This is a genomic window from Apilactobacillus timberlakei (assembly GCF_002993965.1).
Classification (GTDB): Bacteria; Bacillota; Bacilli; order Lactobacillales; family Lactobacillaceae; genus Apilactobacillus; species Apilactobacillus timberlakei.
This window is the reverse complement of sequence record NZ_POST01000001.1, coordinates 1-13,944: the sequence shown is the minus strand read 5'-3', so window position 1 is coordinate 13,944 and position 13,944 is coordinate 1. Positions and strand designations below refer to the sequence as shown.

The following is a 13,944-nucleotide window of genomic DNA, read 5'->3' as shown; positions in this document are numbered from 1 at the left end:
ATTTATCCTAAAGAAGGAGTTAATTTATGTATGATTAATAAAATAAAAAGTTCATCATTAATTTTATGGACGATAGAGTTATTGTTGGTGGTTAGTATTATCTTTATATGTACTAAATTAGATTTTATTTTCTCGCCAATTGGGACGTTTTTCTCGGCGGTATTTATTCCTATATTAATTGCTGGAGTTTTATTTTATATGTTGAATCCAGTTGTTAATTTGTTAATGAAAATTCATATTGGTAAAAAAAATATGTCTAGGTTAATGGCAATAATACTTGTTTTTTTATTATTAGGCTTATTAATTTTTTATACTACATATTCTCTTATGCCTAGAATTGTTACCCAGGTGACTAATTTAATTAATAATTTGCCATCATTAGCTAATGATACAACCAACTATCTAAAGGGTTATTCACATAAGGGATTTATGAAGAATGTATATTTAAGTGACTACGTAAACAAATTTCAAAGTTATATATATTCTTATGCTCAGAAATTTCTAAGTGGGTTAACAAGTAGTATTGGTTCTGTGATTTCAATGGCGGCATCAACAGTGGTAGTTTTGATTACAGTACCAGTAATGTTATTTTATATGCTAAAAGATGGGCATAAACTATTACCAGGGATTGCAAAGGTCTTACCACCTAAACGTCGTGACAACACAATAGATTTATTAAAAAAAATGAGCAATACTATTTCTAACTATATCGGTGGTCAAATGATTGAATGTCTCTTTGTTGGAGTATTTACATCAATTGGATATATCTTAATAGGACAAAAATATGCTTTATTATTAGGATGTTTTGCTGGAATATGTAATATTATTCCTTATGTTGGACCTTATATTGGAATTATGCCTTCATTATTTGTTTCTTTATCCGAAGATATCACTAAAGTAATTGCTGTAGTGATAGTAGTTTTAATTGTTCAACAAATTGACGGTAATTTAGTTTATCCAAATGTTATTGGAAAATCTTTGAATATTCATCCACTAACCATTATAATTATTTTATTAGCAGCTGGTAATATTTCTGGCTTGTTAGGGATGATTCTAGCCATTCCATTATATGCAGTTGTTAAAGTAATTGTTCAATATGTATATTCTATATGGCTGTTACAACGAGAAAAAGAATAGCACACATGCTAAGAAACAGGAGATTTTATGAAAAAAGTAATTACTTATGGAACCTTTGACCTATTACATAAGGGTCATGTAAGGTTATTAAAACGAGCAAAGGCATTAGGCGATGATTTAACTGTATGTGTATCAACTGATGAATTTAATGCTGAAAAAGGTAAAAAAGCATATACTTCTTATGAAGATCGTAAATATGTATTAGAAGCAATTAGATATGTTGATCATGTTATTCCTGAAAAGGGATGGGATCAAAAGATTAAAGATGTTAAGGACAATAATATTGACATCTTTGTCATGGGTGATGATTGGGAAGGCCAGTTTGACTTTTTAAAAGATTATTGTGAAGTAGTTTATTTACCAAGAACTGAAGGTATCTCAACCACTAAAATCAAGCATGACTTAGGTCTTAACGATGACAAAAAATGGGAAGCTAAATAAATAATATGAAACATCCTTAGGATATTATATTCTAGGGATGTTTTTTATATGTTACAATTAAAATTATATATTATTTTAAATACGGAAGGATTCAAAAAATGAGTAGTAATAAAAGCTTAAACAAAAGTGTAGATAAAAGACGAACTTTTGCGATTATTTCTCATCCGGATGCTGGTAAAACAACAATTACTGAACAATTACTTTTGTTTGGAGGAATTGTTAGAGAAGCTGGTACAGTTAAGGCTAAAAAGTCAGGTAACTTTGCCAAATCAGATTGGATGGAAATCGAAAAGAAACGTGGTATTTCTGTAACTAGTTCAGTTATGCAGTTTGATTATGCAGGTAAAAGAATTAATATTTTGGATACTCCTGGACATCAAGATTTCTCAGAAGATACTTACCGTACCTTAATGGCAGTTGATTCTGCTGTTATGGTAATTGATGCCGCTAAGGGAATTGAACCACAAACTAAAAAGTTATTCCAAATTTGTAAGATGCGTGGAATTCCTATTTTCACATTTATGAATAAAATGGATCGTGATAGTAGAGATCCAATGGAACTAATTAGTCAATTAGAAGATGTTTTAGGAATTGAAGGATATCCTATGAATTGGCCTATTGGTTCGGGTAAAATATTGAAGGGACTATATGATCGATACAATAAGAGAATTGAATTATATCGTCCAAAGGATGAAAATAATCCTTATCTACCACTAGACGATGATGGCAATTTATTATCACCTGATCCAATTACTGATGATACTATTTACCAAGATGCTAAAGAAAGTATGGATTTAATTACTGAGGCTGGAAATCCATTTGATGAAGATAAAATAAGAAATGGTGAACAAACTCCTGTATTCTTTGGTTCAGCTTTAGTTAATTTCGGGGTTAAGACATTTTTAGATGCATATTTAAAATTTGCTCCTAAGCCAAGTGAGCATGAAACTACAAATGATGTTGATGTTAAGCCAGATGATGAACAATTTTCTGGATTTGTATTTAAGATTCAAGCTAATATGAATCCTAGACATCGTGACCGTATTGCTTTCGTTCGTGTTTGTTCAGGAATGTTTGAAAGAGGTATGGATGTTACTTTGGATAGAAATCAAAAGAAGTTGCGCTTATCTAATGTTACTGAATTTATGGCTAATACTCGCGAAAATGTAGAAAATGCGGTTGCTGGTGATATTATTGGGCTATATGATACTGGTAATTTTCAAATTGGCGATACCATTTATTCTGATAAAAGAAAAATTGAATTCACTAAGTTGCCACAATTTACCCCAGAAATGTTTATGAAGGTTTCTGCTAAGAATGTTATGAAGCAAAAATCATTCCATAAAGGAATTAAGCAATTAGTACAAGAAGGTGCCGTTCAACTTTATACGGCTTATACTACTGGTGATTATATTCTTGGTGCTGTTGGGCAATTACAATTTGAAGTTTTCCAATTTAGAATGCAAAATGAATATAATTCTGAAGTAGTAATGGAACCAATGGGACATAAAACTGCTCGTTGGATTGATCCATCACAACTAGATGAAAAGATGTCTTCTTCTAGAAATATTTTAGTAAAAGATACTAATAATGAACCATTATTCTTATTCGAAAATAAATTTGCTGAACGTTGGTTTGCAGATAAATATCCAGATGTTAAATTAACTTCAAAATTATAAAGAAAAAGCCTAATCTTTTAAGATTGGGCTTTTTGTATGTCGCTTGATTTTATATAGTATAGATTGTTAATTTCATACCAGAGAATATTTTCATTATCTAATATCGAATTAGTAATCATCACTTTTTTGCTTTTTACATGATCGTTAATAATTTCTCCACCAGGATAGTTAAATATTTGAGTCCTTTTTGTTTTTAAAAATGTTGACGCATTCATTTTTTGAATTTTCCAATTATTTGTATTAGTTAGTTTCTTACCAAAAGGATATTTGATTTTGGTAAATTCTTTATCTATGATCCATTGATCGCTTCCAATATTTAGCCAGATGGAATCATTCTTTTGTAATTTAGCAAAAATCTTCCAAATACTATTTTGTGGAATAAATCCAACAGGTTTTGATAATTCAGCATTATCGAATACTTTAGTAATTTGACTAGTTTTAATATAGAAATTTACATGAGTTAATTGTAACCAGTCATATTTTTTGTAATATAATACTACAGATTGTACTTTATTATTAAATGTTCCATTTAAATTACCACTATGAGATATATTTTTATAGCCATTTATTTTGGGGGGCTTAACTTGGTATAAGCTGTTTATTTTACCAGTCTTAATTTCAGGCGATTTAAGTAATAAATAGTTTTCGATATTTATAAAAAATACACTAACTGGTTTTCCGTATAATTTTTGATATTCAATAAATACTTCATTATTATCTACAAAATATTTTAAATTACCAGTTATATTGTAGATAACATAATTTTGAAAACTAGGAATTATATAATTATTTCTTGTATTTTTAGGACCATAAAATATTTCATCTTTTGCTAGTCTCTTACCATTTTCATCTATACAATGTACCTTCATTGCATTTAGTGGGAGGGTGTTTTCTGATTTTTGGTTTTTGTTATTTAAGTTTGTTTTTTTATAATTATTTCTTTGAAAATTATTTTTTATAATTTTTTTAAATATTTTAAACAATTCATATCCCTCCCATACATTATAATAACATATGAGAGTTTAATTTTTACTTTTCAATTACCTATAATTTTTAATTAATATATAAATTTATCGCATTAATATGTCTTATTACTAAACAATCATATATAATAGAGGAGAAAGAAGGAATAGTATTATCAATGAGCAAAAATATACTGAATTATTAAATCAACTAAAAAATAATGAAATTAGTAAATTAGTGATAAAACCAGATGAGTTTCTTGATTTTCAGGTTGCATTCATGAATTTTGATACTAGAAAAAGAGTTTCTGGTAAAGCAAGTGAAAATGGAATAATCACTTATACTTACTTGTCTGATAATAATTCTGATAATTAACAAATCTTGTATTTTATAAAATTAATTGATATTCTAAAATTATTATGTAAATAAGAGGAGATTTTAAAATGGAAAAAAGTCAATTTAAAATAGTTTCAGCAACAGGAATTCATGCACGCCCAGCAACTTTGTTAGTTCAAACTGCAAGTAAATTCAAGTCTGAATTAAGCTTGACTTATCAAGACAAGTCAGTTGATTTAAAATCAATCATGGGTGTAATGTCACTGGGAGTAGGCCAAAATGCTGATATAATGGTTTCAGCAGAAGGTGAAGATGAAAAAAACGCAATTAATGCAATTTCAGAATCATTTAAAAAAGAAGGTTTAATTGATTAAGAATGCTTAATTATGAAGGAATTGCAGCCAGCAAGGGATATGCAATTGCTAACGCATATAAATTAGTGCACCCCAATTTATCTTTTTCTACAATGAAAATTGGTAATCCTAGTAAACAAGTTAAGCGTTTAAATAATGCTATTAAAAGAGCTGTCAATGACTTAAATAAAATTGAAGAAGTAGTTATTACTAATATGGGATCGGCTTCTTCAGAAATATTTAAATTACAAGCAACTTTTATTTCAAGCCCAAATTTTATTAATGAGGTTTCCAGATTTATTATCGATAGCAAAGTTAATGCTGAAACTGCTGTAAGTGAAATATTGGAACGCAGAATTAGTAAACTTAAGAATGCTGGTAATGGTAAATTTGTGTTAGACAAGATCAAAGACATAGATGATATCAGGAAAAGATTACTTGCATATTTATTAAATAAGAACATGTCTGATTTAGCTTTGATTCAGTCACCTGTGATTGTTGTTTCAGAAGATTTAACCCCAAATGACATTATTCAATTAAGTAATAAGAATGTTAAAGGAGTTATTGCTGACTTAGGTACGAATACTTCGCATTCCGCTATTTTAACAAAATCTTTAAACATTCCATCCATATTTGGTTTAAATAATATTAGTAAAAATGTTTCTAACGATGATTTAATTATTGTTAATGGAATGTCTGGTGAGGTAATTGTTAATCCAAGTAATGAACTGGTTAAAGACTATAGTCTTAAGATAACTAAGTATAATCAAACTGAAAAACCACTAGATAAATTAAAAAAACGAAATGCATTTACAAAAGATGGTAAAAAAATAGAGATTAATGCAAATATTTCTAGCCCTAAAGAAGTTAACTTGATAAAAAATTATATGATTGATGGTATTGGGTTATATCGAACTGAGTATTTATACATTGATTCTTATTCTTTGCCTACTGAAGATGAACAATTCAATGTTTACAAAAATATTCTTTCTTCAATGAATAATAAACCGGTAGTAATTAGAACATTAGATATTGGTGGAGATAAGCAGGTTCCATATTTAGATAATAATGATAGTAGTGAGAGAAATCCTTTTTTAGGCAATCGATCAATTCGTTTTAGTTTGTCTAAAACAATTATTTTTAGGACTCAAATTAGAGCTTTATTGCGTGCATCTATTTATGGAAACCTTTCTATTATGTTCCCAATGATTTCTGAATTAAATGAATGGTATAAAGTTAAAAAAATAATTAATGAAGAAAAGGAAAAATTGGATGATGAAGGCATTGCTTATAAAAATCCTAAATTGGGAATTATGGTTGAAGTACCTTCTGTTGCTATAATGGCTGATCAATTTGCTAAAAATGTTGATTTTATGAGTATTGGAACTAATGATTTAATTCAATATGTAATGGCCGCTGATCGTGGAAACCCAACGGTTGCAGCTTTAGATAATCCTTTAAATCCAGCTTTGTTAAGAATGCTGGAGAGAGTTGTTAATGTTGCTAATGCATACAAGATAGATATTTCTCTTTGTGGTGAAATGGCATGTAATCGATATGCCTTACCTATTTTAATAGGGATGGGGTTTAAAAATTTATCTATGAATATTAACTCTACTTTAGACGTTAAGGCTTTACTTAGTTTATTAGATTATAGTTTAATGCAAAAAATGGCTGAAGAAATTATTAAAAATGCATGTACAGTTAATGATGTTATTAAAATAGAACAACGATTTATAAAAATTTAATCACTTTTTGAACTAAAGAATGCTTTTTAAATATAATTCTTTAGCTCTTTTTTTATTTGACTGTTTGCAAAGGTAAGACCAAAAACATATAATTACAATAAATTGATAGCTTAAAAGGAGGTGGTGGTATTTTGAACATTGGAATATTTACTGATACTTATTTTCCGCAAGTCAGTGGGGTGGCAACATCAATTAAAACTTTAAAAGACCAATTAGAAAACAACGGTCATCAAGTTTATATTTTTACTACTACTGATCCGCATGTATCCAAAAATACTTATGAAAAAAATATATTTAGATTTTCTAGTATTCCATTTGTTTCTTTTACAGATCGTAGAATAGCTGTTAGGGGAATGTTTCAAGCTTATCAAATAGCTAAGAAATTAAACTTAGATATAATTCACACACAGACAGAATTTTCCATGGGAATGATAGGGAAATTTGTTTCTAAATTTTTAAGAATTCCTTGTTTGCATACATATCATACTATGTACGAAGATTATCTACATTATGTTGCTAATGGGAAATTATTAAAACCGGTGCATGTTAAAGAAGCAACTTTGGCCTTTTGTCATAATATGTCAGGGGTGATTGCGCCTAGTAAACGTGTATTGGACACTTTAGTTAGATATGGGATAAAGAGTCCAATTAGAATTATTCCAACTGGAGTTAATATTAATAAATTTGATGTTAATCCAGAAAAGAGTCTTAAAAGTGAACTAGGTTATAAAGAAGATGTTCAAATACTATTGTCAGTTAGCCGATTAGCATACGAAAAAAATATATCTGGCTTAATTGATATAATGCCTAAAATTATTAATGAAAAACCAAAAACTCAATTAATGATCGTTGGTGATGGACCAGCCAAAAAAGATTTGGAAAAACAAGTACAAAAAATGAATTTATCTAATAATGTTAAGTTCATTGGTGAGATTAGTAATGATAGGATTAGTTCTTATTACCATTTAGCTGATTTATTTGTTTCTTGTTCTAGTTCTGAATCACAAGGCTTAACTTATATTGAAGCAATGGCTTCAGGCGTAAAAGTTGTTGTTACTTCTGGTCCATATACTGATGATTTATTAGATAATAAGGCCTTAGGAATGACATTTTCAAATGAAGATGAATTTGTCTCAGATATAATAGGGTACTTAGATAATAAAGTTAAGTTTAATTCAAATGATGCCAATAACATCAGAGCTAAGAAGCTTCATGAGATTTCCGCACAAAATTTTGCTGATCGTGTGACAGCTTTTTATAAAAACGCACAGATTGAATATAATAATCAAATCAGAAATTCGACCAGAATAAACGATTAGGAGGGCTTATGTTAAATATCAATATGCTGTCTACGGCTGATAAAGTTAAAGGCCAGGGAGTGGGAAGCGCTTATCTTGAATTGATTTCAATGCTTAAAAAACATTTTCCAAATGAATTTAATATTGAAATCAATAAGCATGGTAAATCTCAAATTACTCATTATCATACAATTAATCTTAGTTATTATTTCTCTACTTTTCTTTCTAAACGCGGGAGAAAAATTGGATATGTTCATTTTTTGCCTGAAACATTAGAAGGAAGTTTAAAGTTACCTAAACTATTTAAATGGATTTTTTATAAATATGTTATTGCTTTTTATAAAAGAATGGATCATATTGTAGTTGTCAATCCAACCTTTATTCCAAAATTAGAAAAATATGGTATATCTAAAAAAGATATTACTTATATTCCTAATTTTGTTAGTAAAAAGGAATTTTATCCCTTGTCAGATGAAAAGAAATCTGATATTAGAAAAAAATTGGGTTTTAACAGAGATGATTTTATAGTAGTAGGTACAGGTCAAGTTCAAACAAGAAAGGGCGTCTTAGATTTTGCTAAACTTGCACAGTCTAATCCAGATGTTCAATTTATATGGGCTGGTGGATTTTCATTTGGTAAAATTACTGATGGTTATAAGCAATTAAAATTATTAGTTGATAATCCACCTAAGAATCTACATTTTCCAGGAATAGTTGATCGCAATGTGATATTTAAATATTATAATATTGCAGATTTATTTTTATTACCTTCATATAATGAATTATTTCCAATGTCAGTTCTTGAAGCCTTTTCTTGTGGTACACCAGTTATGTTAAGACATCTTGACTTATATAAGAAGATTATTGAGGGCTATTATGTTCCATTTGACAACTTTAATGAAATGGATGCTCAACTTAAAGAATTAAAAAATAATCATAATAAATTAGAAGCTTTATCTGATAAATCGCTTAAGGCTTCTGAATATTATTCTGAGGAACATTTAGCATCAATATGGTATGGCTTTTACATATCTCAAGCAAAAGAAGGTTAAAAATGTCAAAAAAAAATGCAATCACTTTTGTTATTATGTTTCTGTTTGGTGCATTTATATTTTGGTACTTTATTAGAGACATTCAAATTAGTGTTTTGATTCAAGACTTTTTCACCATTAATTGGTGGTGGATTTTAGTAGCATTTATGTGTATGGCACTTTATTTAGGGCTAGAAGCAGTTATTACCAAAATAATTGTTAACACACAGTCGAAGCGTTTTACTTTTAAAGATGCTCTAAGAGTTCCTCTAGTAGAACAGTTATTTAATGGTATTACGCCATTTTCTTCTGGCGGTCAACCAGGTCAGCTATATGTATTGGTTCAAACAGGAGTGGATGCAGGTAAAGCTAGTTCTGCTCTTTTGATGAAGTTTATTATATTCCAAGGGATGATTGTATTAAACTTTATAATGAGTCTTATTGTCGGATTTCAATATATTGAAGAAAAGCTTCATTACCTTGCTATTTTTGTTATTTTTGGTTTTGTTATTCATTTATTTGTAATTGCGATTTTACTATTAATTATGTATTGGTACTCATTTACCAAAAAAATGATTGATGTAGTTATTAAGCCGGTTCGCTTTTTCATTAGTAATGATAAATTTGTTAGTTTTAAGAATATGATTGATGAAAAAGTGGATAACTTCCACCAAGAAAGTGTAAAGATAGCTAAGCAATGGAAACTTATGTTTAAGATTATTATTATTACATTTTTCCAACTAGCTTTTTATTATCTTATCCCTTATTTTATAATGCTGTCACTAGGATTCAGTAAGGTAAATATTATTGTTGTAGTTAGTCTACATGTTTTAATATTTATGATTATATCTTTGTTTCCTATTCCTGGTGGAGCAGGTGGGGCAGAATATAGTTTTGAGGCTTTGTTCAAAAGTTATATAACTAATAGTACAAAATTAGTTTTGGCACTTATGATTTGGCGATTGTTAACTTACTACTTAGGGATGATATTAGGTGCAATAGCATTATTTATTAAACCAGATAAAATTTCTAAAAAATAAATTATTTTCGGAGGCATTGATAATGTCCAGTAACATTAAAAATACCAGAAGATTTATTAATACTAAGTTTGGATTCTTTGTATTAACAATTTTACTTTTCTGGTTAAAAACTTATATTTCATATCGAATGGATTTTACTTTAGGTGCAAAGGGTGGAATCCAAGAATTTTTATTAGCAATTAATCCTATACCAGCTGCGTTACTTATTTTTGGAATAGCGCTTTATTTTAGAGGTAAGCTGGCATATTGGTTAATGTTAATTATTAATTTCGTAGAATCAATATGGCTGTTTGCTAATATTGTTTATTACCGTGAATTTTCTGACTTCTTATCTTTTGGAGTTATTAAAGGCTCTGGTGATGTTCAAAATAATCTTGGAAAAAGTCTAGCAGAAATTATTCACCCACTAGATTTTATTGTATTTGCGGACATAATAATCTTAATTATTTTATTGTTATTTAAGATAATTAAAGTTGATCACTGTCCGTTTAAAAAGAAGAATGCCTTTGCGGTGACTATTTTGTCTATCATCTTGATTTTTGCAGAGTTTGGTATTGCAAATGCTAACCGTTCTGGGCTATTAACTAGAACTTTTGACAATAATTACATTGTTAAATATTTAGGACTAAATGAATATGCTGCATTTAATGGTTATCAAACATATAAAGAAAGTAAAACTCGTTCTGAAGCTAAACCATCTGATATGAATGATGTCCTTAAGTATCTAAAAAATAACCGTAGTTCACCTAATATGGAATATTTTGGTAAGGCTAAGGGCAAAAACGTCTTTATTTTGCATTTAGAAAGTTTTCAACAATTCTTAATGAATTATAAAGTGGATGGTAAGGAAGTTACGCCTAACTTAAATAAATTTTATAATAACAAAAGCACGCTTTCTTTTGATAACTTTTACCATCAAGTATCTCAGGGTAAAACCTCTGATGCTGAGATGATGCTAGAAAATTCTTTATTTGGATTACCACAAGGATCAGCAATGGTTAGCTATGGTAGTCAAAATACTTATCAAGCTGCACCTGCAATTTTGGCCCAACATGGATATAGTACTGCAGCATTTCATGGGGATGTTCCAAGTTTTTGGAATCGTGACAATACTTATAAGTCTTGGGGATATCAATATTTCTTTGATTCAGATTATTATACTGAAAAGCCTTCATATAGCGTTGGGTATGGACTAAAGGATAAAATATTCCTAAAAGATTCTGCTAAGTATATTCAGCAATTGCCACAACCATTCTATGCTAAGTTAATTACATTAACTAACCATTATCCATATGAACTTGATAAGCAAAATCAATCTTTCCCGGCAACTAAGACTGGTGACGATACGGTTGACCCATATGTTCAAACAGCGCACTATTTAGATCAAGCTTTTGGAGAATTTGTCAATTACTTGAACAAAACAGGTTTGATGAAAAATAGTATGATTGTACTTTATGGTGATCATTATGGTATTTCTAATAATCATAGACCTGCGATTGCTCAATTGTTGCATAAGAAAAATATCAATAGTTATGATTTAGCTCAATTCCAAAAAGTTCCATTTATGATTCATATGAATGGTTTGAAGGGTGGAATTAATCACACTTATGGTGGTGAAATTGATGTTTTACCTACATTGCTACACTTATTAGGTTACAAGGATAATAATACCATCCAATTTGGTAATGATCTTCTATCTAAGCATCGTAATCAAGTTGTTGCATTTAGAAATGGTGATTTGGTTTCTCCTAAATATACTGTTGTAGGTGGAAATGTATATAATACTAAGAAAGGATCAATTATTAATCCTAACACTAATCAAAAGAAGGAAATAAAATCTATGCAAGATCATGTTACGACCGAACTTTCTTTATCAGATAGGGTTGTTTTGGGCGATCTTTTGAGATTTTATAAACCAAAAGGATTTAATACAGTCGATAAAAAAGACTTTAATTATAAGTATTCTGCTGCAATGAAGCAATTAAAAGATGCTAATCAAAAAAAACATTCTGACTTGCTTAATAAATTGCATACTAATGATACTGAAAATCTATATAAAACAGATGCTCCTGAATTAAAATAGATAATACAAAAAGAGTATTCGCAAATTATTCTGTGAATGCTCTTTTTTTGTTGACGTTTTATGTTTATATTGGTATTATTATACCTGTTGTTATTAGTTTATAATAATTAATAAAAATAATTATAAAAAGTTATTGACGTTGTTTTACAGCTTTGGTATTATTATAAATGTCGTTGAAAAGGACAAGTTAGTTATTGAAAAATAATTATAAAAAGTTATTGAAAAATAATTATAAAAAGTTATTGAAAAATAATTATAAAAAGTTATTGACTTTCACTTGTTAAGATGGCATAATAATTAATGTTGCGTTGTTGAGATAACGAACGACAACATATCAACTTAAAAATTAATTATAAAAAGTTGTTGACATCAAGTTGATGATATGATATAATTAAAAAGCTGCTTCATAAAAGCAGTTAACTGATAAGTAGATCTTTGAAAACTGAACAAGATTGATAATCGATGATGTGTAAGGAACTTGCAATTTAGATTGTAAGCAATTAAACACAGCGAAGTCAATTCGCTTATAAAAAACAATTAATTTGATGAGCTAGTTAAAAGCTTTTCATCTATAAGATGAGAGTTTGATCCTGGCTCAGGGGGACGAGTGGCGAACTGGTGAGTAACACGTGGGTAACCTGCCCTAAAGCAGGGGATAACATTTGGAAACAGATGCTAATACCGTATAATTAGTTGGAACCACATGGTTCCAACTTGAAAGATGGCTCTGCTATCACTTTAGGATGGACCCGCGGCGTATTAGCTAGTTGGTGAGATAAAAGCTCACCAAGGCGATGATACGTAGCCGACCTGAGAGGGTAATCGGCCACATTGGGACTGAGACACGGCCCAGACTCCTACGGGAGGCAGCAGTAGGGAATCTTCCACAATGGACGAAAGTCTGATGGAGCAACGCCGCGTGAGTGAAGAAGGGTTTCGGCTCGTAAAACTCTGTTGTTAAAGAAGAACAAGTGTAAGAGTAACTGTTTACGCTTTGACGGTATTTAACCAGAAAGCCACGGCTAACTACGTGCCAGCAGCCGCGGTAATACGTAGGTGGCAAGCGTTGTCCGGATTTATTGGGCGTAAAGCGAGCGCAGGTGGTCTTTTAAGTCTGTTGTGAAAGCCCTCAGCTCAACTGAGGAAGTGCAGCGGAAACTAGGAGACTTGAGTACAGAAGAGGATAGTGGAACTCCATGTGTAGCGGTGAAATGCGTAGATATATGGAAGAACACCAGTGGCGAAGGCGGCTATCTGGTCTGTTACTGACACTGAGGCTCGAAAGCATGGGTAGCGAACAGGATTAGATACCCTGGTAGTCCAYGCCGTAAACGATGARTGCTAAGTGTTGGGAGGTTTCCGCCTCTCAGTGCTGCAGCTAACGCATTAAGYAYTCCGCCTGGGGAGTACGRCCGCAAGGTTAAAACTCAAAKGAATTGACGGGGGCCCGCACAAGCGGTGGAGCATGTGGTTTAATTCGAWGCAACGCGAAGAACCTTACCWGSTCTTGACATCTASTGCMARYCYWAGAGATWRGRCGTTYCCTTCGGGRACASTAAGACAGGTGSTGCATGGCTGTCGTCAGCTCGTGTYGTGARATGTTGGGTTAAGTCCCGCAACGAGCGCAACCCTTATTATTAGTTGCCAGCATTAAGTTGGGCACTCTAGTGAGACTGCCGGTGATAAACCGGAGGAAGGTGGGGATGACGTCAAATCATCATGCCCCTTATGACCTGGGCTACACACGTGCTACAATGGATGGTACAACGAGTCGCGAAACCGCGAGGTCAAGCTAATCTCTTAAAGCCATTCTCAGTTCGGATTGCAGGCTGCAA

General features: G+C 30.7%; 10 protein-coding genes and 1 rRNA gene. 10 read left to right on the top strand and 1 reads right to left on the bottom strand.

Annotation, left to right across the window (positions count from 1 at the left end):
• The first annotated feature begins 30 nt into the window (after positions 1 to 30).
• From C7N71_RS00060 to C7N71_RS00050, 3 genes are all read left to right on the top strand, one after another.
• The gene (locus C7N71_RS00060; RefSeq protein ID WP_105987185.1) at positions 31 to 1,137 is read left to right on the top strand and encodes an AI-2E family transporter; all 1,107 of its coding nucleotides are present in this window, start codon (positions 31 to 33) and stop codon (positions 1,135 to 1,137) included.
• Between the two features lie 27 nt (positions 1,138 to 1,164).
• The gene (tagD, locus tag C7N71_RS00055; RefSeq protein ID WP_105987184.1) at positions 1,165 to 1,578 is read left to right on the top strand and encodes a glycerol-3-phosphate cytidylyltransferase; all 414 of its coding nucleotides are present in this window, start codon (positions 1,165 to 1,167) and stop codon (positions 1,576 to 1,578) included.
• Between the two features lie 98 nt (positions 1,579 to 1,676).
• Positions 1,677 to 3,257, top strand: coding sequence for a peptide chain release factor 3 (locus C7N71_RS00050; protein ID WP_105987183.1), 1,581 nt, complete (start codon positions 1,677 to 1,679; stop codon positions 3,255 to 3,257).
• A 17-nt stretch (positions 3,258 to 3,274) separates the two neighbouring features.
• On the opposite strand, the gene C7N71_RS00045 is transcribed toward C7N71_RS00050, so the two are convergent.
• The gene (locus tag C7N71_RS00045) at positions 3,275 to 4,126 is read right to left on the bottom strand and encodes a MucBP domain-containing protein (protein ID WP_225361845.1); all 852 of its coding nucleotides are present in this window, start codon (positions 4,124 to 4,126) and stop codon (positions 3,275 to 3,277) included.
• A gap of 537 nt (positions 4,127 to 4,663) precedes the next feature.
• Between C7N71_RS00045 and C7N71_RS00035 the strand changes: the two genes are divergently transcribed.
• The 7 genes from C7N71_RS00035 to C7N71_RS00005 form a co-directional block, all read left to right on the top strand.
• Complete coding sequence (locus C7N71_RS00035) at positions 4,664 to 4,930, top strand: phosphocarrier protein HPr (RefSeq protein ID WP_105987180.1); 267 nt, start codon at positions 4,664 to 4,666, stop codon at positions 4,928 to 4,930.
• A 2-nt stretch (positions 4,931 to 4,932) separates the two neighbouring features.
• Entirely contained in the window at positions 4,933 to 6,657 is a 1,725-nt protein-coding gene (gene ptsP / locus C7N71_RS00030) for a phosphoenolpyruvate--protein phosphotransferase (RefSeq protein WP_105987179.1), read from the top strand.
• Positions 6,658 to 6,788: 131 nt separating this feature from the next.
• Positions 6,789 to 7,976: a glycosyltransferase family 4 protein gene (locus C7N71_RS00025; RefSeq protein ID WP_105987178.1), complete on the top strand. Its 1,188-nt coding sequence runs from the start codon at positions 6,789 to 6,791 to the stop codon at positions 7,974 to 7,976.
• A gap of 8 nt (positions 7,977 to 7,984) precedes the next feature.
• A complete protein-coding gene (locus C7N71_RS00020; RefSeq protein WP_105987177.1) occupies positions 7,985 to 9,007 on the top strand; it encodes a glycosyltransferase family 4 protein in 1,023 nt (340 codons plus the stop codon).
• 2 nt (positions 9,008 to 9,009) lie between these two features.
• A complete protein-coding gene (locus tag C7N71_RS00015; RefSeq protein ID WP_105987176.1) occupies positions 9,010 to 10,026 on the top strand; it encodes a lysylphosphatidylglycerol synthase transmembrane domain-containing protein in 1,017 nt (338 codons plus the stop codon).
• Positions 10,027 to 10,048: 22 nt separating this feature from the next.
• Positions 10,049 to 12,109, top strand: a complete 2,061-nt coding sequence (locus C7N71_RS00010) for an LTA synthase family protein (RefSeq protein ID WP_105987175.1) — start codon at positions 10,049 to 10,051, stop codon at positions 12,107 to 12,109.
• 572 nt (positions 12,110 to 12,681) lie between these two features.
• A 16S ribosomal RNA gene (locus C7N71_RS00005) occupies positions 12,682 to 13,944 on the top strand; the annotation flags it as partial.

Coding starts and splice junctions, on each gene's coding strand:
- C7N71_RS00060 (WP_105987185.1), top strand. CDS start 31: ATGATTAATAAAATAAAAAGTTCATCATTAATTTTATGGACGATAGAG.
- C7N71_RS00035 (WP_105987180.1), top strand. CDS start 4,664: ATGGAAAAAAGTCAATTTAAAATAGTTTCAGCAACAGGAATTCATGCA.
- tagD (WP_105987184.1), top strand. CDS start 1,165: ATGAAAAAAGTAATTACTTATGGAACCTTTGACCTATTACATAAGGGT.
- C7N71_RS00050 (WP_105987183.1), top strand. CDS start 1,677: ATGAGTAGTAATAAAAGCTTAAACAAAAGTGTAGATAAAAGACGAACT.
- C7N71_RS00045 (WP_225361845.1), bottom strand. CDS start 4,126: ATGAAGGTACATTGTATAGATGAAAATGGTAAGAGACTAGCAAAAGAT.
- ptsP (WP_105987179.1), top strand. CDS start 4,933: ATGCTTAATTATGAAGGAATTGCAGCCAGCAAGGGATATGCAATTGCT.
- C7N71_RS00020 (WP_105987177.1), top strand. CDS start 7,985: ATGTTAAATATCAATATGCTGTCTACGGCTGATAAAGTTAAAGGCCAG.
- C7N71_RS00010 (WP_105987175.1), top strand. CDS start 10,049: ATGTCCAGTAACATTAAAAATACCAGAAGATTTATTAATACTAAGTTT.
- C7N71_RS00015 (WP_105987176.1), top strand. CDS start 9,010: ATGTCAAAAAAAAATGCAATCACTTTTGTTATTATGTTTCTGTTTGGT.